This window comes from Terriglobus sp. TAA 43, from assembly GCF_000800015.1.
Lineage (GTDB): Bacteria > Acidobacteriota > Terriglobia > Terriglobales > Acidobacteriaceae > Terriglobus.
Map to the genome: position 1 here is coordinate 607,684 of NZ_JUGR01000002.1, position 22,997 is coordinate 630,680.

Below are 22,997 nucleotides of genomic sequence, written 5' to 3' on the forward strand. Positions count from 1 at the left end.
AGTAACCCTGCACGCATGCCCAGCCAGAGTGAAGTGAAGTGGTCGCAGTTGAAGGTTGGCATAGTGGTCATCGTCTCGCTGTCCCTGTTGATCACGCTCCTGTTCCTGATGACCAGCGCGCAGGGGCTGGGCCTGTTCTCGCGCAAGCTGACCCTCTACACCTACTTTGAAAATGCTGCAGGCGTAAAAGAAGGCGCAGCCGTCAACCTGCAGGGCGTCACCATCGGCACCGTCAAATCGGTCAACGTGGTGCACGATCCCACGCGCAAACTGACGCCGATCCAGGTGGCCATGCGCATTGACGGCAAGTACCAGAGAGACCTGCACACCGACACGCGCGCATCGCTCTCCACCGTGGGCGTGCTTGGCGATACCGTGATCGACCTGAACAGCCAGACTGCCAATGGCCCCATTGTGCAAGATCACGCAGAGTTGAAGACGCTGGAAGCACCGAATCTTCAGGATGTGGTCAAGGCCAGCCAGGGCACCATCGAGAGCCTGAACGTCATCCTCGCCAAGATGGATCGCATTGTGGATCAGATCGCGTCCGGCAAGGGTTCCGTCGGCGGACTCATCTACGACGACACCCTCTATAGACGCGCCAACGCCACCATTGAAGAGCTGCACACGCTGGAAGTAAATCTCAACAACGGCAAAGGCTCCGTGGGTAAGCTGCTGCATGACGACGACGTCTACAACAACCTGAACCAGACCACTTCCAAGCTCAACAAGATCGTGGACGACTTGGCAGCAGGCAAAGGTTCCGCAGGCAAGCTGTTGCATGACGACGCGCTGTATAACAACCTGAACTCCACGCTGGCCCATGCAAATAATCTGATGGCTGAGGCCGACGCAGGCAAAGGCGCGCTGGGCCTGCTCACGAAAGACCAGGCCTTCGCAGGCAAGCTGAACGCCACTGTCAGCAACCTGAACGATATTCTTTCAGGCATCAACAAGGGCGAAGGTTCTGCAGGCCTGCTCGTAAAAGACCCCGCGCTGTATCACAACCTCGATAAGCTCGCCGTTGATTCGCAGATGCTGGTAAACACCATCCGCAGCGACCCGAAGAAGTACCTGACCATCCACTTCAAAGTCTTCTAGTCTTTCCGTTCCTTCTGAGAAGAGAGCAAAATGTTCGAGTGGATGCGTCCTGTCAGGAAGCTTCTCGTCGTGACCATGCTGGTTGCATCCATCTCGGTCGTAGCGATGGGGCAGGCCACAACATCGCAAGCCAATACACCAAGGCCCTCCTTTGAGGTAGCCTCCGTCCGCGCCCACGACCCGGCAGATCGCAAAAACTTCAACAACTTTCAGGCGTATCCCGACGGACGATTCACCTCGGACAATAGCTCCCTTTGGATGCTCATCCACTACGCGTTCCAGATACAGCCATACCAGTTTGTCGGTGGCCCGGACTGGATCAAATCCCTCGGATTCGACCTGAACGCGAAGCCCGCCGAAGTCCGTGGATTCGACGACATCCCTCTCATGCTCCAAGGCGTGCTGGAAGATCGTTTCCAACTTAAATACCACTGGGAAACGAGAGAACAGCCCGTTTACAACCTCGTGGTCACAAAGCCGGGAAAACTGAGAGAGTCCGTCGTAAAGGCAGATTGCCCTCGCCCCTTCTCCCATCCGGAGGGCATTCCAGAAGACGCTCCCTGCGGCGACCTGGAAAACCGCATGGGCTATACAAAGGGCTACAAGCTGTCATCCAGTGAGTTCGCCGCCAGCCTCTCCTGGCTCCTATCAAAAGCCGTGGTGGACAAGACCAATCTATCGGGACACTATGACGTCGAATTGCGATGGACACCCGAGTCCGCTACCATCCGCCCCGACGCTTCCGAACAGAACGCTCCTGACATGTTTACCGCGATTCAGGAACAACTCGGCCTCAAGCTACAAGCCTCGAAAGGCCCAGTCAGCGTGTTCGTCATCGACTACGTTGAGAAGCCGTCGGACAACTAAGCACGCACAGCAACTGGCCGCATCCGAGCAAACACCGGCGACAATCCAAAGCTGATCACCAGATTCAGAGTCAACGCAGGAATCGCAGCATACATACTCCACGTCTGCCCGAAGACATGCAACGGATACACGCCGCTGCCCTTGAACTCCAGCGCAATGGCCATTCCTGATCCCCACGCCATACCCGCGAGCCATCCCGCAAACACAGCCCACGGATGCAGCACGCGACGTTTCACAAACGCGCCGCACACCACTGCGGGAAACAACTGCGCAATCCAGATCCCACCCAACAATTGCATCTCAATCGCGTAAGAACCCGGTGTCTCCAGCACAAACGCCAGCGCACCAAACTTCACAATCAGCGACACAATCTTCGCCTGTGCAGCTTCCTTCTTCGGTGTCAGGGGCGTCGACACAAACTCGCCCCACAGATTGCGCGTGAACAGATTCGCCGCGGCAATGCTCATGATCGCAGCAGGCACCAGCGCGCCGATCGCGATCGCTGCGAGGCAGAATCCCGCGAACCACTCTGGGAAGCCATTCAGGAACAACAGCGGAATCACTTCCGACTTATCCGCTGCCTTCACGCCCGCGGCCAACGCCACGTAGCCCAGCAACGCCAGCAATCCCAACAGCAACGTGTACGCAGGCAGCAGCGCAGCATTACGACGCAATGTCTGTGGCCCGGACGATGACAACGTCGCTGTCGAAGTATGCGGATATAGAATCAGCGCCAACGCCGATCCAATCGCCAACGTGGAATACGGCAGTAGCTGCCCCGCCTTCAGCAGCGTTCCACCCGGCGGCGTATGCTTCGGCAACTCCGCAGCCGCCACGGCAAAGATATGCCCAAAGCCGCCCAGTTTCGACGGTAGCCAGATCACAGCGGCAATCACCATCACGTACAGCATGATGTCTTTCACCACGGCAATAATCGCAGGCGCGCGCAGACCAGCCGAATACGTATAGAACGCAAGAATCAGAAACGCAAGAATCAGCGGCCATTCACCGCGCAACCCCATCGCAGCCAGGGCAACCTTCATGCCCACAAGCTGCAGCGCGATGTATGGCATCAGCGAAAGAATGCCCGTAAGCGCAATCGCTACGGTCAGCGGACGAAACTCAAACCGCCCCTTCACAAAATCCGCAAACGTGACATAGCCATTGCGGTGGCACACCGTCCACAGCTTAGGCAGAACCAGCATCATGTACGGATAAATCAGGATGGTGTACGGCACCGCAAAGAAACCAAGCGCGCCCGCACCATACAGCGCCGCAGGCACCGCGATCACGGTATAGGCCGTATACACGTCGCCACCCAGCAGGAACCAGGTGATCAGCGTGCCGAACGAACGCCCGCCCAGCCCCCACTCTTCCAGCGAGTGCAGTCCTTCCGTTGGGCGCCGCCATTTTGCGGCAAGAAATCCCGCCACCGTCACCAGCGCAAACGCAACACAAAAAACCGCAAGCGCAACAGGATGCATGTTCCCCGCAAGAGCCATATTCATGGATAGGCGAATGGTAGCAAAATGACGGCAAACCCTGCCCGCCGCCCATCCGCGATAGACTTAAAAGCGGTATGCCGCCCATCATCGTCGCCCAGCAGCTCGGAAAAACGTATCGCAGCGGAAAGATCGAAACACACGCTCTGCGCGACGCCACCTTCACCATTGATCGCGGCGAGTTTGTCGCCATCGTCGGCCCCTCAGGCTCCGGCAAATCGACACTCTTCTACCTCCTCGGTGGCCTCACTCGCGCCACGGGCGGCTCCGTCACCATTGACGGCGTAGACTTCAGTTCCCTCTCTGACGGGGAACGCACGCGCAAACGCGGCCAGAAGATCGGTTTCATCTTCCAGCGTTTCAACCTGCTGCCCACACTCACCGCGCGCGGCAACGTGGAACTTGCGCACTCCATTGCAGATAACGGAGAGCCCCTGGATCAGAATCTGCTGCACCATCTCGCGGAGCTTCTTCGCATTGAGAATCGTCTGGATAACCGTCCCAGCGAACTCTCCGGCGGCGAACAGCAGCGTGTGGCCATTGCACGCGCTCTCATCACTCGCCCCGCCATCATCCTCGCCGACGAACCCACCGGCAATCTCGATACAGAAAACAGCGAAACCGTCCTCGAGATGCTGCGCCATGCCTCCAAGGAAATGGGCCAGACCGTGTTGATGATCACGCACAATCCGGAAGCCGCAGCCATCGCCGACCGCATACTTTACGTCCGCGACGGCCGCCTGCACGAAGCGCCGCCTCCGCCGCGCGAATCGCGCAAATCGCTCATCGGCAGCCTGCTAGCAGGCTAATCAGCAAATCATTCCTAACAAGCCCTCGTCCTCAGCGAAGACGAGGGCGTTTTACTTTCTTCTCAATTCATACAAATGTCTCAGGCTGGCACTTGACGCCTGTTGTTACGTGAAACTACGGTGTGACGGTACTTACTTTCGCACATGGAGTATTCCGTTGCGCCGTACATTCCGTGCCACCCGCCTGCCTCTCGCGCTCACCGCCATCCTTCTCGCTGCATCCACAGCAAACGCACAAAGCGCTCCGGCAACGCCGCAGGCTGGCCCCAATCTGCCTTCCGCAACGTCCACGACGCCTCCCGCCAAGCCTGAGGACGTTGCAGGCATTCCCGTCAATTACGACGAGAGCAAAGTGGGCACCTACACACTTCCAGACGCGCTCAAGATGGCCGATGGCACGCCCGTCCGCGACGTGAAGACATGGGAAACCAAACGCCGCCCCGAAATCGTACGCATCTTTGAAACGCAGCAATACGGCATCGCGCCCGGCAAGCCCGCAGACGAAAGCTTTGAAGTCTTCGACAAAGGCACGCCCGCCCTCAACGGCAAAGCCGTCCGCAAACAAGTTGTGATCTGGCTGAACAAGGAAAAGACCGGCCCGCACATCAACCTGGTCGAATATCTTCCGGCGAACAAAGTCTCTGCAAAGAAGCGCACTCCGGTGTTGCTCAGCATCAACTTCGGCGCGCCCCAGATGGCTTTTGACGATCCCGGCATCCGCCCTGTCGAAGTCTGGAATCCAAAAACCGGCAAGCGCGAGATGCCCACGCGCGCCTTCGGCAAGCTCAACGCAGACATCTTCCTTGACGCAGGCATCGGTATCGCCACCTTCTACTACGGCGACATCGATCCCGACTATCCCGCCGGCGTTCCCGACGGCGTGCGCGCCATGAATATCAAGAACAACGATGACCGTCCCGGCGACGCATGGGGTTCCATCGCCGCATGGGCGTGGGGCATGAGCCGCGTGCAGGACTACTTCGAGACAGACAAAGACATCGACGCGAAACGTGTCGCCGTTCACGGCATCTCACGTCTGGGTAAGACCGCTCTATGGGCAGGCGCGCATGACCAACGCTTCGCCGCTGTCATTGCAAGCTGCGGCGGCGAAGGTGGCGGGGCACTCAGCCATCGCAACTACGGCGAAACCATCGCGCACATGACGGCGCCCAGTCGCTACCCCTATCAATTCGCAAAGAATTGGGCCAACTACGCAGGTTTCCCCGACAACGCACCGATGGATGCCAACATGCTCGTCGCACTCGTCGCGCCCCGTCCGCTGCTGCTGCAGACCGGCAACACAGACTTCTGGAGCGATCCTAAAGGCGAGTTCCTTGCCGCCGTCGCTGCAGGCCCTGTCTACCGTCTCTACGGCAAGCAGGACCTCGGCACAGATGTCTTACCCGCGGCAGGCGTACCAATTTTTCACGATCTAAGCTACGAGATGCACAACGGCGGCCACGGCATGGTTCCTTCCGACTGGCCAGTCTATGTGGACTTCCTCAGGATCAATCTGCACCCGGAACGTTAGTTCATTTACTTAACTTAGTTCCGGCAATCTCATCCCCGCCCTGCAACACAATGTGGGAAACGCCGTCCCGCGTCTGGGGAAAAACCACCGTGGCAAAGCGCCCGCTCGTCAACGAACGACGTAACGTTGCAGTCGCAGGATCAATCCCCTGCGACTCCAGCGCCACGCCCAGCGTTGTCCCCAACGCAAACGTCACAGGCTTGCGATTCACTTTCACCGACACCAACAGGCTGACCGCTTCATGAAACGTCAGACACTGTACACCGGCAACACTTTTCGCCACATTGCATCCTTGTGCTTCCACACCTGAGGAAGCATGCTGCAATGCCGCGTCTTCCTTACCCATCAACAAAATAGGGGGCCGCTGCGCCGATGTTCCCGGAGTGAGGTTCTGCAGCAGCAGTCGCAGATGCGTCGCACTCTGCGTGAGCTTATCCAGCGCGAAAATTTCATCCGGCCGCTCTTTCATGTGCAGCGTCTCCGCTCGCACCTGCTTCAGCCGAACACCTTCACCAGCGGCAATCACTTCATAATCTGCCTGCAGGGATTGCAACTCACGCCGTCCCTTGCGTTCGCCAAGAACACTGCGCTCCACCTGCAACACCATGCCTGGCTGCAGATCCGCAACCCCCTCGCCGCTGAATCCATAACGCAGCACCAAAGCCTCATCCGCGGGCACAGGAATGGCATCTGCTATGGTCTGCTGCAACGGAGCAGCACTCCAGCCCGCGCGAAAACATCCTGCGCGCCTGCGCTCCGCAAGCTGTGCGACAAACGCACTCCACTCCGTGCGAAGCTGCGATGCCGTATCCGCCACCTGCCATCCCTGCACGCTCGGACTCGTCATCGTCCACTGCGCCGTGCCTGCGGTGGGAGGCCGCAACGAAAACACCTTACCCACAATCGAACAATCCGCACTGGACACCGCACCCAGCGCAACGGTCGTCTGCACCGTCAATTGCTTTGACGCGTCCGCAGTAGAAGACAACACAGGATAGCCAGCAGCTTCCATCAGACGAATCGAAGGCACATCCACGCGATGCGCGGCGCTGCATCCCGCAAGAACCATGCAGACCGCCGCCATCGCTACAGAAAGAGAACAACGAATCATGGTGCAAGTGTGAAGTTCACGTTGATGGTCGTATCCACTGCCGTCGGCTTGCCATTCAGCAGATACGGCTTATACGTCCAATGCTGTACTGCTTCGATGGAAGACTTTGACAACGCACTATCTGGAGAACTAACGACGGAAATCTGTTCCACCTTGCCGTTCTCATCAATGATCGCGTGCAACACCACTGCACCCTGAATCTTCGCGTCTTTCGCTGACGCTGGATACTCCGGCGTTACCTTAGTCAAAGTATTTCCCGCCATCACATTCGCAGGAACCTTCCTCGGCTTGTCGCTTTCCTGTGGCGTAATCACAAGCACCGGCGAGTCCAGTTTCGCAACCATCACCTGCGTCTTTGCCAACTCAACGCGCTGCACCGGCAATGCCTTCAATTGCACATCGAACTGTACCTTCTGATGATCCAGCTTCACCTGAGACAGTTCCGCGTCTCGCACTTTCAGGTGCACCTTCACATCATCCCCACTCATCAGTGGCGCATCATGAACGACATGAACCGTAACTGTGCGAGGCGCACTCTGCTCCGCCAGTTCTGACTGTGCCGCGCGAAGCACCTGCTGCGCAGTCGCAATCCTGATGCGGTCTTCATCGCTGGTCGCTTTTGTCTTCGCTTCATTCAACCGGCGGTTTGCATCGAGCAACTGCTTCTGTACACGATGTCCGCTTACCAGTGCGGGTGCCTGGTCATCGACGGTAACTATCGTCTGTGTTTCCACAGTCGCGTCCTTTTGTGGTGCAGCCAACGCAGGCTGCACTTGGATCATGCTCGCTGCCGCGACTCCTGTTACAGCAATTGCGGCAGAAGCAAGTCCACGCATCCAACGACTGCGAAGACTTATCACTTCATTGTTCTTCATCATGGACCTCATACGTTCCTCCATGGCGCCCGTGGCGTCGAAGAGTTCGAGACCTGCCGTCGCAGGCCCTGTTTTTGACCGCAGCCAACCGTCGCGAACAGTAGCTGCATACACATGCTCCACATCGAAAAGTCCCAGCCCCACGCCTTGCGTAGCCGCAGGCGTAAACGACATCCGCTCCGCCACACACAACAGCGCATCCGCGTAGCGCGACAACGATCCCATCCACGCCACGGCCTCTGCATCGCACGCCATCTCACGCGTCTGCCGAATGCGTGATGCAATCCACTTTGCTACAGGATGGAATTGCACCGGCAACAGCATCACGGAAGACACGGTATGCCAGAGAGGATCGCGGCGACGAAGATGGGAAAGCTCATGCGCCAACACCGCCTCGACTTCCTCATCGCTCAATTCGTCCGCTGAATTACGAGGCAACAGCAATGTCGGCTGTATCACTCCAGCCAGCAGCGGCCCTGCAACCTCATCGCTCGTCGCGACCTGTGGCGCACGACAATCCATCGCCTCGCACTGCATCTCCATGGCCCGAACGAATCTCTGTGGAACATCTGCAGAAGCTGCATGTACCAGGCGCCGCGCACGTCGCCACGCCATGCCGAATCGCAGGCAGGAAAACACCAGCAGCAACACGTACGCCGCGCTGATACCGCGCGCCACATACGGCGGCAGAGCAAATGCAAATGGCCGCACACCATCCACAGAATTGAAGTGAGTGTGAACCAAACGCAGCCAGACTGATTCGCGCTGCATCGGCGGAGCATCATGCGCTGCATCGGCTGTGGGGTAGCTAATGGAAACCGTACTCACGCGATGCTGTGCGCGTGCCACGCGATATCCCTGCCACGTCGACAGGAGCGGTGCAACGACACACAACAGCAACGTCAACATCCACAGCGCATGTGCGAGACGAACCTTTGGCCGCCCCACTCGCACCGCCAGCCACGTCGCACATGCCAGCAGCGGCACTTGCCACACGGCATGCAACGCAAAGGCAGCAATCACCTGGTCAAACAGACCGGGCGCGCTCATCCCCGCGCCTCTTTCGCGTCCTCACGCTCCGCTGCCTGCAGGGCCTTTCGAGCGCGCTGCAGATCTTCCGCATCCACGTGTCCGGAATCGACCATGGCCAGCAGCATGGCCTGCGCATCGCCCGCAAACATGCGCTTCAACAGATCGCCGATCGCAGAACCGGCGGCACGCTCCCGGGTCACTGTCGCGCGATAGCGATACGCTCGCCCCTCTGCCGTACGTTTCACGCGCCCCTTGCGCAGCAATACCTGCAGCATGGTGCCAACGGTGTTGTAGGCCAGGTTGCCATTCAGCAGAGGAACGATTTCCGTCGCTGTGCTGGGGCCCTGGTTCCACAGCACCTGCATAATTTCCAGTTCCAGCGGCGTGAGTGCGGTCTTATCAGAAGTGGCGGCGGACATTCGCGTTCTTTCCTCCTAAATCTTTAGGAGTAAGAATGCGCCTGTCCGCCGCCGCGTGTCAACTAAAAGTTTAGGAGTAGCGTACCCCATTGTTACCAGAGCACTCCGTGAACCGGTTCTGATGCCGCAGGCAAGGAACGCTCGCCCAGAGATTGCCGCAGGTTGATCTCGATGGTCCGGCTCATCGCTGTGAGCGGAATATCGTAGATCGTGTTGTTGAAAGGATCCTCCAGGTCGCGACCGATCTTATCCAGCGCGATAAAGATGAAACCCACAATCGTAGAGCCGAGCGGCGTAAACCAACCCATGTTCTGTACCAGCCCCAGCGGCAGCAGAAGACAGAAGATCTTCACAAACAACTGGGGGTAGAAGTCGTACTGCTTTGGCATCGGCGTGTTCTTGATGCGCTCCGAAGCGCCCTGAAAGTCGATCAAATCATTCAGCGTACCGTCCAAAGACGACCACTGTAGACTGTCAACCCAATCGTTCTCCAACGCCTTCCGCGCCAGGTCGCCTTGCCACAACTGGAGCGTGAAGGCGACATTCTTTTGCTCCTTCAGCGCCATCAGGTCATCTTCTGTCAGCAGACCATGCAACTCATCCAGCGGGGGAAGACCGCGCAACTGCTGCCGCAGAGCATGCACCCACGCAATTTGCAGATATACCATCCGTACCTGCATCGTACGAACGGCTTCCAGCTCCGCATTCTTCTGAGGCGCGATGGCTGTGAGCACCTGGCGTGCCCATGATCTGGAGTTGTTTACGATACCGCCCCAGATAGTGCGCGCTTCCCACCATCGGCCGTAGCTGCTGTTATTGCGAAACGCAACAATCAGGCCAATGGATGATCCCAGCAGCGCCAGTGGGATGTGTGGCAATGCCACCCAATCCCAATGCGCCACCTTGTACAACAGAACAATTGCACCGTCCCAGAGAAACAACAGCAGAAGCGGCATACCCACATATTCCAGCAGTCGTCGAAGCTGCGGCGCGTGAGGAACAATCAAGCAGTGGCCTCCAGAGCAACGGATTCTCGAACAGACAGGAAGCGGTTCGCTGCTTCGTCATAGATGCGAACATCGCCGTGGCCAATGTCGTACACCCATCCAGAAAGCGTAAGGTCACCGCGAGCGATGGCTCCCGCCACAGAAGGATGCGTGCGCAGATGCTGCAGCTGCAACAACACATTCTGCTCCGTCATCGTATGCAATGCAGGCTTCTCGCCGTCGATTGTCTGCGCCACGCGCTTGGCAGCATCAGCATTGCGAAGCCAGCTCTTCACTGTGGGCATCGCGTCCAACGCACCCTCTCCAGCAAGAATGCCCTTCATCGCGCCACAGTCTGTATGACCGCATACAACAGCGTGGTTCACCTTCAACGCATCCACCGCGTACTCAATCACGGCAGACACACCACCCATCATTTCGCCATAGGCCGGCACCATGTTGCCCACGTTACGCGCGACAAAAATCTCACCAGGGCCGCTATGCGTGAGTGCTTCCGGATCGATGCGTGAATCCGCGCATGTGATCAGCAGGGTGTGCGGTTTCTGCGGGTGCGTTGCAGCGTATTCGTACTCTTCGCGGCGGGCCGGGTACACCTCACTTTGAAACTGCAGAACGCCTCGCTTCAGCTTCTCCAGGGTTTCATTGCTCTTGACCATTCATCCATCTCCTGCGGAAAGTATCCAGTGTGTAAGTACGCACGACATCTCTCAACGGAAGCAAAAATCGCTTTCAGACAGCGGGTTCTGTGCGCTTACCGGACGATAATGCTTTTCTCGTAAAAGCATCCGTTTCGTTACAACGCATACCCGCTCTTTGCGCTCTAAGTGCCCAACAGCCCGGGCTTATCCTTTCATAAAAAGGAATCGTCATGCGATCTTTTCGCAACCAGCTGTAAGGAGACAATGGCAACATGACAGACGTTTCAACATCCGGCACAAAGAAGAACATGAAAAACGATCTTCTGAGCCGGCGTCGTTTTCTCAGTTGCGCTGGCGTCGCCGGTGCCGCAGCCATGACAGTTGGATGTGGCGACCCCGCACCCTACGTCGATGCAGCAACGCAACCGGAAATCGACACGCTCAATTTCGCACTGAACATTGAGTATCTGCAGGCCACACTCTATTCCTACGTCGTCACCGGCAAGGATCTGGACAGCTCTCTGACGGGCGGTGGCCCCGCGCCCACAGGTGCCCCTGGGCAGTTGACGTTCCCCAACCAGCAGATCGCAGATCTCTTCGCCGAAATTTATTTTGATGAGACATCACACGTCTCCGCATTGCGAACAGCCGTCGGGAGTGGCCTCTCCATCGCGCGGCCGCAACTCAATCTTTCTGTCATCACCGCCATCAATGCCTCCAACGTAATCCCCATTGCGCGCTTACTGGAGGACGTCGGTGCGACCGCATACGCGGGCATCATTGCAAGGCTGAGTGGCAACAATGCCACCGCGCTGGCCCAGATCCTGGCTGTTGAAGGCTTCCATGCCGGTGCACTTCGTCTCATCGCCATCCAGCAGAACTCCGGCTACCCCAGCAGCCTTCCCGGTTATGTTCCAGCAGACGGCTATGACATCAAACCGGGCGATCCCGGAACGGTGGCCCTCGCCCAGCAAGGCCCCACAACGGCGAATGGTGGCTTCTTTGACACAGCGTCAAACGGCGTCCCCGGCCAGACCAACACCTTCAACGGTTTTGCCTACCAGCGCTCCACCTCGCAGACTCTGGCCATTCTGTACAACAACACCGCTGCCGGAACCGCCAAGGGCGCGTTTTTCCCCAACGGTGTAAACGGCAACATCACTACCGTGTAGCCAAAAAATCGGCAATGCAGCCCACATTCTGCTGCAATCTATGTGGGCTGCGTTGCTATTCTTAGTGATGTGCGTACCTCCGCTCTTCTTCTCCTCTCTGCCGTCTCCCTCGTCCCGCTGACCGGTTGCCATAGCAGGCCCGCATCCGCAGCAGAAGCCAGCCGTGAAGCCGCAGCACAGGTGAACGATGCGCGCCGCGACCTGGCCCAGATTCCGCCGCCGTCAAAGACTCTCTACATGTCCGTGAGCTCCATCGCCGGCTGGCAGAATCCCTCGCTGACCGTGCAGGAAAAGATGATCACGCTGCACGTGCTCATGCCGGATGCCAACCCCAGCGATCTGGGCAAAGGCACCATGCTGCGCCCTGAGGCCGCCCGTCGCCAGATACTCAACATTGATCCCGTCAACCTGGCCGAGGCTCTGAACGCGATTCCCAAGGAAGCATGGCCCTACGGCCGCGTCGTCGCCATTGAAGAGGCCCACGACGCACCGGAAGCCGCCCGTCGCCAGCTCCGCATCAACGTTGAAAAAGCCATGGACACGCTGAACTCCATCGGTGTCGTCGCCGACGAGTGGAACAACGGTCGCCCCATCGGCGTCCGTTAAGAGCTACTTCAGCCCGAATACGAAATAGGAAAGGCCGCTCTTAGAGCGGCCTTTCTTCATTCCTTCGCAGATCCAACGCTACTTGCTGGCGACTTCGGTTCCGATTCCATTGACTGAGTCCCGCAGATACTTGTGCGGATTCACCGGCACATTGCGCAAGCGCACCTCATAGTGAACATGCGCGCCAGTGGAACGACCGCTGGTCCCCACATAGCCGATAATCTGGCCGCGCACCACCTGCTCACCCGCCGAGACATGGAAGCCAGACATATGCGCGTAGGTCGTCTCAACGCCACCGCCGTGGTTGATCACCACCTCACGGCCATATCCATTCCCCATACCCGCCATCTGCACCACACCATCAGCCGTCGCGTGAATGGGCGTGCCATACGGCGCAGAAATATCGACACCCTTGTGGAACTCGCCTTCGCCATTGCCCAGAATCGGGTCCTGCCGTCCTCCGAAAGGAGACGAAATGGAACCCAGTACCGGCCATAACGTGGGAATGTTGCCGCCCATCAGATTCGGCCCAATTCCAAAATTGCCCAGGCCCGAAGGCGTAAAGCTGTTCGAAATCGCGCGCGTCATCGAGCCGTCCATTGCCGTGTTCCGCAACGAATAGAACGCCTGCAACGACTTGTAATAGTTCGCGTTACTGAAACCGGTGTCAGCCGAGGGAGTCTCCGTCGGAGCAATCGCGGCAGTCTCGGTTCCAGCGGACTTCCGTCCACGCCCGAAAACGCCCTGCGTGCTGCTGGCAATCCCCTTCGCGGTCAGGCCATACAGCGCGGAAACCTCGCTGGCCAGCGCGCCCAACGACGCTGCCTGGACTTCCTTCTCATGCTCGCGCTTCTGTAGCTTCGCGTAATCGCCAAGAAGTGTATTGTGTTCCTGCCGGAGCTGGTTAAACCGCTCCGTTTTCAACAACATCCGCGAATACGATCCAGCCAGACCGGCGATCGTGAACAGGCCCACCACCGCCGCGCCTGCAAACATCCAGGCGAACTTCAGCGGCACAGGAACCCTGCGCAACGATCCGTCTTCCTCGCGTGAAACCAGTACTACATAAAAACTCTTCTTCAAAACCAAGCTCATCCTGTGAACCAAAATTGCGAAATGCGATTCGCCGATCTCGATTCAGAAATGCGAGTTACCAGATCGTTCCGACACTTCAAGTCTACCCGCCGGGAAGCTGTCTGGTAAACACGGGTTGCCTCATCAACGGTGAGAGTTCTGCGAATTCTTTCCCGACACTAATAAATACGGGCCGCCATTCCAGAAAGACGAACTTTTTCGCCGGTATCCTGAAAGACGTGGCCAGCGGCGAACTCCAATTCATCCACAACCTTCGCAAGCGCGCGGGACGCCCCGGTGGCGTGGTGCGCCTCGGCATCGGTGATGACTGCGCCGTTTTGCGACCTCCCAAAGGCCACGATGTCCTTGTAACCACTGACCTTTCACTGGAGGGACGCCACTTCCGCCGTGACTGGCACCCCGCCGCCTCCGCAGGGCACCGGTGCCTCGCCCGCGGACTCAGCGACCTCGCCGCGATGGGCGCGCATCCCATGGCCGCCTTCCTGTCCCTGGCCCTGCCCGCTGGCTTCACCCGTCGAGCAGCAAACCGCACATGGCTCGACGGCTTTCTCGGCGGTTTGCTTCATCTGGCAAAACAAACCAAAACACCCCTGGCAGGCGGCGATACCTCCACCGCCCCCGGCGACGCCATCCTCGCCGACATCGTCCTTCTCGGCTCCGTCCCGGCAGGCAATGAACTCCGACGCAGCAAGGCGCGCCCCGGCGACAGTCTCTACGTCACCGGCCACCTCGGAGGAGCATCCGCCGAACTCGCTGCGCTGGCAAAATCACCTCGCAGCTTCCGCAAAGCCTCCCCGGACGCCGACCACCCGCACCTTTACCCGCAGCCTCAGCTCCGCATTGGTCAGCGCCTCCGCAGCCTGGCCTCCGCAGCCATCGACATCAGCGACGGCCTGTCCACCGACCTCACGCATCTCTGCGAAGAGTCTCGCGTAGGCGCCGTCGTCGAAGTAGACTCCCTGCCGCTGCATCCGCTCCTGAAGACAAAAGAAGACGCGCTACGCCACGCCCTGCACGGCGGCGAGGACTACCAACTTCTCTTCACCGCGCCCGCAACCAGCAAGATCCCGCGCAGCATCGGCGGCACTCCAATCACCCGAATCGGCGAAATCGTCCGCGGCAAAGACATCAGTCTCCGCAGCAACGGCAAGGCAGAACAGCTACAGCCCGCCGGATGGGAGCACTCACTATGACCGACCACTTCCCCCACACCTGGCAGGCAACAATCCTCAACGGGCCACCCATGATCATGCCCACGCGTCACTTCGTCTTTCCGCTGGCCATTGCCGGTGAAGAAGAAGCGCTGGCCCGCGGCGCTCTCTGGCTCAACGTAAAACCTGCAGAAGGATCAAATTTCGTGGCCCAGTGCGCCCTCGGCTTCTCGGATAAGAATCTCGTCTCCGGCCTGTGGTCCACGCCGAACCCGGATCATCTCCTGGCCGTCGCCGGTGGCTACGCCTATCGCATCCCCGCCAGCCATCCCGAATCAGCCGAACTGTTGCCGATCCGTCCAGTGGTCAGCGTCCACGCCGCAGTAGAAGCAGAGGCACTCGTCCTCATCGGCTTCCACGACGCCGTCATCCTCACACCAGACGGCATGTGGCAAAGCCCAAAACTCACATGGGAAGGCGTCACGGAAGTCGCCATCGACGGCACCATCCTCCGTGGCAAAGGCTGGCACATGCCCTCCGATAAGGAGCTCCCGTTCGCACTCGACCTGCGCACGCAAACTCTGACCGGTGGCGGCTTCAACCCTTAATCGGCAGTCTCCATCGCATAAAAGCTCAGCGCAGCATCGCCCTGCAACAATGTCCGCGTCCGCTTCAAAACACCATAGCGATCCAGCAATCCCTGCTTCCGCGTATGTTCCGCAATCACCAGCGAATCTGCGTTCACCAGTTCATTCCCCGCATCGCCCAGCGTCGTCAGCGTCTTGCGATACTCCTCGGCCTCTTCATACGGCGGATCCAGAAACACCACATCCAGCGGCTTTCCCGACAGCCGCTTCAGCAACGGAGCAGTCCCACCAGCCTCCACCTGAAATCCACCAGCGATCCCCAGCGTCCGCAGATTCCCGCGAATCGCCGCCAGCGCCGCAGCATTTTTCTCGGCAAAGAAAACCTCAGTCGCGCCACGCGAAATAGCCTCAATGCCCACCGCACCCGAACCGGCATACAGATCGGCGAAACAGGCATCAGGCACCCGCGCCGCAATCACATTGAAAAGAGTCTCGCGCAGCCGGTCACTCGTGGGGCGTGTAGCCAACCCCTTTGGAGCCCCCAACACCCGCGAACGGTACGTTCCCGCAATCACACGCATAAACCCATTCTATGAAAACCGTACAATCAATCCAACATGCGTGGATGGTCGATCACTCTGGGCAAATACTTCGGCGTTGAGGTTCGTCTCCACGCCATCTTCGTTCTCTCGTTGCCCATCATCATCATGCTGTCCGCGCTTCTGGACGGCAGCGGCATGCGTGGCTTCGGCCTTTGGCTGCTTCTGCTTTCAGCGGTGATCGTGCGTGAAGTAGGTCACGGCCTTGCCACCGCGTCCGCAGGGTTCGCGGTCGATAGCCTGTTGCTTCTGCCAACAGGCTCTGCACCCACAGAAGAGCGTTCTCTCAACGCCAGCACACGTGGCGAACGGTTCATCGCTCTCTCTGGTCCCCTCTCCAACTTCGCCGCAGGCATCACCATGGCTCTGTTGATGTACGCCGCCACGCCCGCCATCAACCTCTTCGCGCAACCGTGGGTCACACCGCAACACCTTCTGCGCTCAGCCATCTGGGCGCAGGTTCTGCTCGGTGGCCTGCATCTTCTTCCCGCATGGCCGCTCGATTCGGGCATCGTGCTGCGCCGTCAGTTCCGCCGTATCCGTGGCAACGATTCCGGTATACGCGCCTCCGCCGGCCTTTCGCACGCCATCTCGCTCGTCCTCATTATTCTGGGCGCAGCGCTTACCAACGCATGGCTCATCGTCATGGGCTGCTCCCTTCTGCTCTCCAGTCGCGGCGACGCCATCAGCCGCCTTGGCCAACAAGCAGCCGGAGCCGTTACCGCAGCAGAAGTCATGCTCACAGACTTCGCCACCCTTTCAGCGTCCGACACGTTGGAAGACGCACTTCGCCGCAGCGTTCATTCCCTGCAGGATGTCTTCCCCGTGGTGCGCGGTCCCGTCCTAGTCGGCTCCATTCATCGCGACACCCTCGCGCAAGCTCTCCGCGCAGACGGCAACGGCTACGTCCAGGGCGTCATGACACGTATCGTCGAAGTCGTCTCCGCCGACGCCGCTCTTCTTCCGGCGCTGGAACGCATGCAGAAAAATCGCGAAGCGCAGCTCGTCTCTGTCATGCGAGAAGAAAAGCTCGTCGGCATCCTCACCCCCAACAGCCTCACGCAATCCATGTCGATGTTGGGCAACGCACGACGCGTCACCGAACTGGCCGCAGCAAGGTCCGGCGACGATGAGTAGCGACGCACCACTCGCGCCCGGCCTCTATCTCGTCGCAACACCCATCGGCAATCTTGAAGACATCACTCTGCGAGCTCTCCGCATTCTGCGCAGCGCCGACCGCATTGCCTGCGAAGACACACGCCAGACGCAGAAACTGCTAAACCACTTCGGCATCACCACGCCCACCGTCAGCTATCACCTGCACAACGAACGCGGCCGCTCCGAAGAACTCGTCAACGCCATCCGTGAAGGCGCGCGCATCGCCGTCGTCAGCGACGCTGGCATGCCCGGCATCGCCGACCCCGGCGAAGAAATCGTGCGCGCCGCAGTGGAAGCAAACATCGCGGTCTATCCCGTCCCCGGCGCCAACGCAGTCCTCAGCGCGCTCACCGCAAGCGGCCTGCCCACAGAACAATTTGCCTTCCACGGCTTCCTCCCATCCAAAGCAGGCGAACGCCGCACCGTCCTCGAATCCCTACGCGAAACGCTCAAATCCGCAGAGGAATCAGCGACCCAAATCTTCTACGAAACGCCACACCGCATCGCAGAAGCACTCACGGATGTAGAAGCCGTCTTCGGTCCTCAGCACCCCATAGCGCTAGCACGCGAACTCACCAAGCTGCACGAAGAATTTCTGCGCGGCGCCGCAAGCGAAGTCCGCAGCACGGTACACGCGCGTGAAAACATCCGTGGCGAAATGGTGTTGCTCATCTCCGGCAAACTGCTCAGCGAACAAAACGAATCGAGCGCCAGCCTCTCCGACCAGGTCCGTCGCCTCATCGGCAACGGCATCAGCGAAAAGGATGCGCTGAAACAAGTCGCAAAAGAACTCGGCATCGGCAAAAGCGAAGCCTATCGCGAGTGGCAACGCACCCGCGGCAAACGCTGATTCCCGCCACCCTCGTCATTTCGCTTCGCCAAGGTTCACAATGAGTGCGCAGTCCCAAAGGATCGCATCATGTCAGAACCGCAGATACGCGCAGCACTCGATGCACACTGGCAGGCATCTGCCGCCGGTGATCTGAACGCAGAACACGCCATCTACGACGACAACGCCATCTGCGACTATCCGCAGTCCGGAGAACGCATCGTCGGGCGAAGCAATCTGCAGGCACTACGCGGACATCATCCCGGAAAACCATCAGGCTTCCACATACGGCGCATCAGCGGACAAGGCAATCTCTGGGTCACCGAATACACCATCATCTACCAGGGACAACCCGCATTCACAGTCAGCATCATGGAGTTTCGGGGCGACAAAGTCGTACACGAAACACAATACTTTTCCGATCCATTCGAGGCACCTGGATGGCGCAAACAATGGGTTCAACAGATGCCCTGAAGTGAAACTGACGCCGCATCGCTAGTTCTCAGTAGGCCGCTCCACGCGATCCACAATCAAAAACTGGATCGGCGCACGAGCATTCTTCAGCCGCAATCCCAACTGCTGCTTCAAAGCATCGCGAAAGTTCGCAGAGTTATCCACCACGCCCGCATCTCCACTCGCGGAATCATGCACCCATGCCAGCTGGAAGTCATACAGCCCCGTTAAACCCGTTTCATCCACCACCGGGCGAGGCACGGCAGCAATACCCGTCATCGTCTGAATGGAGTTCGCAAACAGCGAAAGAGAAACACCACGTCCACCATAGTGCTGCCCCGGCGTTGTCGCAGCAACATGCGCCACCACACCACACACCGGTGGCAGATCAATCACAGGCGCACTGCAAGTATCCGAAGCCGGATGAGGGTGCAGCTTCGGCCCGGTGACACCATCCTTCTCCAGCACCAGCGCAAACACAGGAGCATCCGCTTCCACCGTATGCATCGCCAGATGAAAACGCTCCGCTAACAACGGCTGCATCATCAACCGCATCTGGTCGATCGTCGTGTCCGCAGGCGCACGCGCCGAGATGTCGAAGAACTCCGGCGGTGAATCAAACCCACCCGTCACCCAGAAAGGTGCACCCGACTTCGGCGCACCGGAAAACATGTTGAAGCGAAACGAAAGCTCTTGCGTTCCCGACAACTTATAAGCAAACGAGATGTAGCGCCACAGCGGCTGATGCGTGGCAACAAAATACCCACCCGCAGCCGTTCGCGCATCATCCGCACTCACCGTGCTGTACACATTGCCGGAATCCAACGGCACATTCGATCGCTGCTCCGCGCCCGCTTTACTCGGTCTCACCGAAGCAACATCAAACGCGAGCCGACCCGCATTCGCAGGTGCCTGTGCCAGCACAGAACCTGTTGTGATCATTGCAAATACAACGTGCAACACAAATCGATTCATCCAGCACCCATCGGTAAATTCGTAGCACAGAATTGCGAGCGGAAAGAGCAATTTGGTATAACTCAGCACAACAAACGTATGTACCCGACCACCCTCCATCTCGGACTTTCGCTTCGCTCACAGGCATGCACTGTCTGTGCGATTCTTCCGATTTGCATTACTTCTGCCATGGGTGGCCGGATAGCGACTTAGACGCTTTACATTCCGACAGCTCATGGCCACCACCCAAGCGGGTAGGTGGCATTTTCATTTTCAGCAGGAAACGACTTATGACATGGACATTCCAATTAAGCGCAACGCAAACACATCTGTTCTTCCAAAGAGTGCTTCAGGTCTTTGAAACGCAGAGAGTCAACATCCGCTCCTTTACCGGCGAAAGCAGTCAGAAAACCATCACCATCACGGTGCGCTTCGACTGCGAAGTGCAACATGCCTATCGCATTGAAGCATTGCTTCACAGACTCAGCGGTATGGACACCATTACGGTTCAATGCCATCCCTAAGATAGATGGGCCATTACTGCTGTGCTGAAGTCTGCAGCACCACCGGCCCAATCAATCCATACTCCTGCACAATCTTTCGTTTGCGCACATCTGCGTCCAGTTGCGAAAGCCGATTGTTCAGCGTCGTCGCCACGCGCACTTCAATGGTGTTCGCACCGGCATGAAGATACTTACCCACGTCCGCGGAAGCACTGATCTGGTTCACAGGCACCAGCTTCCCATTCACCTTCAACTGGAACGAATCCATCACCTCACCCAACCGCAATACGGAAGAGTCTCCAGCCTTCCAATCGTTAGGCAGGTTAAGCGTTGTCGTGTAAGTGCCAACACCACTCACATCTGCCAATCCCGGAATCTGCCTCCAGGACTTCAGCCTCTCCAACTCCACAGGGATCGCATCCTTCGAAGTCTGCGTCGCCTCCACTCCGGTCGCGCCATACTTCACAGCAGGTTTCCAATCTTCCACCGCAAGATGCCAGCGCGCACTCGTAAGGTCCATCGTCTTACCGCCGCCAGCAGCAGCCACAACTGCGACTGCAACAGCGGACGTCAACGGCGTCCTACTCAACGCAATCACCACCGCATCATCCGCGGCAATATGCAACGGCACACGCACACCACCAGCAACCGCTTCATATCCCTGCAACGGCGTAATCGCGCCACTCCACGCATCCAGCACATACGGCTTCCCCTGCCCATGCAGCGTCACCTTGCCGTCATAAACCTTAGTCCCTGCTGGCTCAAACAAGTTCGCAGGCTCACCCGCTGGCGTAACTTCCTGCTGGTTGTAGAAGAAGTAGTACTGCATACCACGAGCTGCATCTTCACGTCGCAAACTCAACACCTGCGAAGGAGCTTCGGGCTCTGCCGATGGATGAATCCCCAGCGACAACAACAACGCAGGTACATCGCTCTCATGCGATACACGATGCACATTCTTCAACTGCATCAACGCATCCATCGTTGACTTCACAGCAGCATCACCTTTCGTGTCGCGCCCCGGCACATGATCCGGAGCCTTACCCACAACCACCACAGGTAATCCCGCCTTCGCCAACGCAAGAATTTTCTGTGCCGTAGCCAGCGGCATCGCATCGCGTTCCGGGTTCATATTCGGCTGCTGCTCTCCATCCAGGATCAGCACCTTGTACGCCGCCTTATTCGCAGCAAGAACATGATTCGTCACCACCGCACTCGGCATCGCCAGCAACGCCGGATCAAGATAATCCCGCGTAAATCCAGCCTCCTGCAACTTCGTATCCGTCCAGATGTGAAATCCACCCTTCACCTGCATCGGCTGCGGAAACGTATAACTCAGCATGTACACGGCAACGTCCACCTTCGCCGTCCCCTGCGTCAGCACCTGCTGCGTGCGAGCGAAGTAATCGTTGTACGTATTCGCATCAATCCAATTCGGATTACGCGGTCCCCACGCATTTGAAAATCCCGCAGAACCAAACGAGTGATACCCGGGCCACTTCGCATCCTTCGCGTCACGATACGGATACACGTGATACACCAGCTTCGTCACACCCGCCACATACTCACGATGCATGCGGATCACAGCATCCTGAAACGTCTGCGCATATGCCTTCTGCAATGCAGCGCAGCACTCCGTCGAATACCACGTGTTGCCCGTCATATGATTCGCCGCAGCAATCGGCAGAAAGCTGTCCACCTCATCGCCAAAGAACAGCGACTCCGTCTCCGGACGATCCAACACACTCGCCGCTTCAATCTCATCCGGCGTCGCGGCAACCACTTCGCCATACGGCTGCAAACGCAAACGCAGATTGTAGCCATGCACCCACGCACGCATCGGCTTCAGATGATTCTCAATCCAAAGCTGCGTGCGCACCGCATTCAGATCATTGCGCACACGTTCCGTGCTGCCATCGCTGAACGTAAAGTTCTGCGGAAACAAAGCAGCGGCACTCTGCAACAGCGAATACCCACGCCGCGCCTTGAACTCTGCCTCCATGTTGTTCGTCCACAACTCAGTCGGGCTGCCGCGATCCGCCGAATGCGAGTCATAAAAAATATCCCCGCCATTCGCCTTCAGCAACGCCTTCATCTCCGGCGTCCAATCCGCCTCCATGCCGCGAATCAATTCATCCGTGCCCGCCTTGCTAAACAGATCAGGCTGCGCATTCGCGCCCTGCGACCAGAACGCAACAACTTTCCAGTCACCACCTTCAGGAGCCTTCCACGCCAGCTTGCCCGTAGTAGGACCACCACCCACTCCAGCCGAATCCTTCCTTGTAATTTGAGACGTCACATCCACAGCCGAAGAAAAATCCAGCGTGGCCACGCCGCTATCGCACGTAGAGACACACTTGTAAGCCATCACTGCAATCAGCGTGCTGCGGCGAGGCTGAGGAGCAGGCGCAGGTCGTCCACCGCCACCACCAAATCCACGATTCACCGGCGGCAACGGCGCTTTAAACGTCACCTCCGCCGTCTGCCCGCCCTTCACATCTGACGCCGTAAACAACAACGTCTTGCGAACGTTGTCTTCATCCAGGCTGTAGCCCTTCGGAGCCGTCGTCGATCCATGGCTCAAACTCACCTTCAGTCCCTTGCGATTCGCCTCCTGCAAAATCGCAATCAACTGCGGCGTTGCGGGAAACGTGCCCTGCCCAATCTCCACACCACCAATACCCGCAGCAGCCATCGCATCCACTTCGGCCTTCAACTCGTCAGAGGTCAGCCCATCCGGCGTATTCATGCGCACCCACGGCCTGTCCGACATCGACGGGTGCGCAAAGCTCTGAGCCGTTAGCGGAGTCACCGGGTTCCATCGTCCCCACGCCTGATTTCCGGCCGTTCCGGCCTGCGCCATCGCAATTCCCGGAACTAAAACACCCAATCCCAACATCCCCAAGTCCAACCATGTGTAGCGAGAACCCATAACCCTGACCATCTCCTGTGAGGCACCTCATCCTAAGTGACCCCGCACAGCTTCGTGAATCAATTT

General features: G+C 58.3%; 22 protein-coding genes. 12 read left to right on the plus strand and 10 right to left on the minus strand.

Going from position 1 to position 22,997, the window contains the following annotated elements:
- Positions 1-15 precede the first annotated feature (15 nt).
- Together M504_RS17210 and M504_RS21510 are read left to right on the plus strand one after the other, a co-directional pair.
- Positions 16-1,101, plus strand: coding sequence for an MlaD family protein (locus M504_RS17210; protein WP_047496244.1), 1,086 nt, complete (start codon positions 16-18; stop codon positions 1,099-1,101).
- A 30-nt stretch (positions 1,102-1,131) separates the two neighbouring features.
- Entirely contained in the window at positions 1,132-1,968 is an 837-nt protein-coding gene (locus M504_RS21510) for a TIGR03435 family protein (protein ID WP_052200973.1), read from the plus strand.
- Here the strand turns inward: M504_RS21510 and mctP are convergent.
- Positions 1,965-3,452 (minus strand): monocarboxylate uptake permease MctP, encoded by a 1,488-nt coding sequence (gene mctP, locus M504_RS17220; protein WP_198137670.1) that lies wholly within the window; start codon positions 3,450-3,452, stop codon positions 1,965-1,967. The two genes, M504_RS21510 and mctP, sit on opposite strands and share 4 nt — an antisense overlap.
- A gap of 95 nt (positions 3,453-3,547) precedes the next feature.
- Here mctP and M504_RS17225 point away from each other — a divergent pair, with 95 nt between their 5' ends.
- Together M504_RS17225 and M504_RS17230 are read left to right on the plus strand one after the other, a co-directional pair.
- Positions 3,548-4,279 carry an ABC transporter ATP-binding protein gene (locus M504_RS17225; RefSeq protein WP_047496249.1) on the plus strand — a complete coding sequence of 244 codons (732 nt, stop codon included), beginning with the start codon at positions 3,548-3,550 and terminating at the stop codon, positions 4,277-4,279.
- Between the two features lie 157 nt (positions 4,280-4,436).
- Complete coding sequence (locus M504_RS17230) at positions 4,437-5,810, plus strand: S9 family peptidase (protein ID WP_232296341.1); 1,374 nt, start codon at positions 4,437-4,439, stop codon at positions 5,808-5,810.
- A 1-nt stretch (position 5,811) separates the two neighbouring features.
- Here M504_RS17230 and M504_RS17235 read toward each other — a convergent pair whose 3' ends face one another.
- From M504_RS17235 to M504_RS17255, 5 genes are all read right to left on the minus strand, one after another.
- Complete coding sequence (locus M504_RS17235; protein WP_047496252.1) at positions 5,812-6,921, minus strand: hypothetical protein; 1,110 nt, start codon at positions 6,919-6,921, stop codon at positions 5,812-5,814.
- Positions 6,918-8,846, minus strand: coding sequence for a M56 family metallopeptidase (locus M504_RS21515; RefSeq protein WP_052200974.1), 1,929 nt, complete (start codon positions 8,844-8,846; stop codon positions 6,918-6,920). The genes M504_RS17235 and M504_RS21515 overlap by 4 nt, the downstream gene beginning before the upstream one ends.
- On the minus strand, positions 8,843-9,247 hold the full coding sequence (locus M504_RS17245; protein ID WP_047496255.1) for a BlaI/MecI/CopY family transcriptional regulator: 405 nt from the start codon (positions 9,245-9,247) through the stop codon (positions 8,843-8,845). Before M504_RS17245 ends, M504_RS21515 begins: the two co-directional genes overlap by 4 nt.
- Before the next feature lie 92 nt (positions 9,248-9,339).
- On the minus strand, positions 9,340-10,254 hold the full coding sequence (locus M504_RS17250) for a bestrophin family protein (RefSeq protein WP_047496258.1): 915 nt from the start codon (positions 10,252-10,254) through the stop codon (positions 9,340-9,342).
- The gene (locus tag M504_RS17255) at positions 10,251-10,910 is read right to left on the minus strand and encodes a carbonic anhydrase (RefSeq protein ID WP_047496260.1); all 660 of its coding nucleotides are present in this window, start codon (positions 10,908-10,910) and stop codon (positions 10,251-10,253) included. Before M504_RS17255 ends, M504_RS17250 begins: the two co-directional genes overlap by 4 nt.
- Before the next feature lie 254 nt (positions 10,911-11,164).
- Between M504_RS17255 and M504_RS17260 the strand changes: the two genes are divergently transcribed.
- Positions 11,165-12,064: a ferritin-like domain-containing protein gene (locus tag M504_RS17260; RefSeq protein ID WP_047496263.1), complete on the plus strand. Its 900-nt coding sequence runs from the start codon at positions 11,165-11,167 to the stop codon at positions 12,062-12,064.
- A gap of 69 nt (positions 12,065-12,133) precedes the next feature.
- Positions 12,134-12,670, plus strand: a complete 537-nt coding sequence (locus tag M504_RS17265; protein ID WP_047496873.1) for a hypothetical protein — start codon at positions 12,134-12,136, stop codon at positions 12,668-12,670.
- Positions 12,671-12,748: 78 nt separating this feature from the next.
- On the opposite strand, the gene M504_RS17270 is transcribed toward M504_RS17265, so the two are convergent.
- Positions 12,749-13,753 carry a M23 family metallopeptidase gene (locus M504_RS17270; RefSeq protein ID WP_047496874.1) on the minus strand — a complete coding sequence of 335 codons (1,005 nt, stop codon included), beginning with the start codon at positions 13,751-13,753 and terminating at the stop codon, positions 12,749-12,751.
- A 230-nt stretch (positions 13,754-13,983) separates the two neighbouring features.
- Here M504_RS17270 and thiL point away from each other — a divergent pair, with 230 nt between their 5' ends.
- The gene (gene thiL / locus M504_RS17275) at positions 13,984-14,958 is read left to right on the plus strand and encodes a thiamine-phosphate kinase (protein WP_047496266.1); all 975 of its coding nucleotides are present in this window, start codon (positions 13,984-13,986) and stop codon (positions 14,956-14,958) included.
- Entirely contained in the window at positions 14,955-15,524 is a 570-nt protein-coding gene (locus M504_RS17280) for a hypothetical protein (protein WP_232296342.1), read from the plus strand. The genes thiL and M504_RS17280 overlap by 4 nt, the downstream gene beginning before the upstream one ends.
- Here M504_RS17280 and rsmD read toward each other — a convergent pair.
- The gene (rsmD, locus tag M504_RS17285) at positions 15,521-16,084 is read right to left on the minus strand and encodes a 16S rRNA (guanine(966)-N(2))-methyltransferase RsmD (RefSeq protein WP_047496272.1); all 564 of its coding nucleotides are present in this window, start codon (positions 16,082-16,084) and stop codon (positions 15,521-15,523) included. The two genes, M504_RS17280 and rsmD, sit on opposite strands and share 4 nt — an antisense overlap.
- A 36-nt stretch (positions 16,085-16,120) precedes the next feature.
- On the opposite strand from rsmD, the gene M504_RS17290 reads away from it, so the two are divergent.
- The 3 genes from M504_RS17290 to M504_RS17300 all read left to right on the plus strand — a co-directional run bounded on the left by M504_RS17290 (position 16,121) and on the right by M504_RS17300 (position 18,563).
- A complete protein-coding gene (locus M504_RS17290) occupies positions 16,121-17,239 on the plus strand; it encodes a CBS domain-containing protein (protein WP_052200976.1) in 1,119 nt (372 codons plus the stop codon).
- Positions 17,232-18,110: a 16S rRNA (cytidine(1402)-2'-O)-methyltransferase gene (rsmI, locus tag M504_RS17295; protein WP_047496275.1), complete on the plus strand. Its 879-nt coding sequence runs from the start codon at positions 17,232-17,234 to the stop codon at positions 18,108-18,110. The genes M504_RS17290 and rsmI overlap by 8 nt, the downstream gene beginning before the upstream one ends.
- Before the next feature lie 69 nt (positions 18,111-18,179).
- Positions 18,180-18,563 (plus strand): nuclear transport factor 2 family protein, encoded by a 384-nt coding sequence (locus M504_RS17300; RefSeq protein ID WP_047496277.1) that lies wholly within the window; start codon positions 18,180-18,182, stop codon positions 18,561-18,563.
- Positions 18,564-18,584: 21 nt separating this feature from the next.
- Here the strand turns inward: M504_RS17300 and M504_RS17305 are convergent, their stop codons facing one another.
- Complete coding sequence (locus M504_RS17305) at positions 18,585-19,517, minus strand: TIGR03435 family protein (RefSeq protein WP_198137671.1); 933 nt, start codon at positions 19,515-19,517, stop codon at positions 18,585-18,587.
- 269 nt (positions 19,518-19,786) lie between these two features.
- Here M504_RS17305 and M504_RS17310 point away from each other — a divergent pair, with 269 nt between their 5' ends.
- Positions 19,787-20,020 carry a hypothetical protein gene (locus tag M504_RS17310; RefSeq protein WP_047496284.1) on the plus strand — a complete coding sequence of 78 codons (234 nt, stop codon included), beginning with the start codon at positions 19,787-19,789 and terminating at the stop codon, positions 20,018-20,020.
- A 13-nt stretch (positions 20,021-20,033) separates the two neighbouring features.
- Here M504_RS17310 and M504_RS17315 read toward each other — a convergent pair whose 3' ends face one another.
- On the minus strand, positions 20,034-22,931 hold the full coding sequence (locus M504_RS17315; protein ID WP_047496287.1) for a glycosyl hydrolase: 2,898 nt from the start codon (positions 22,929-22,931) through the stop codon (positions 20,034-20,036).
- Between the last annotated feature and the right edge of the window lie 66 nt (positions 22,932-22,997).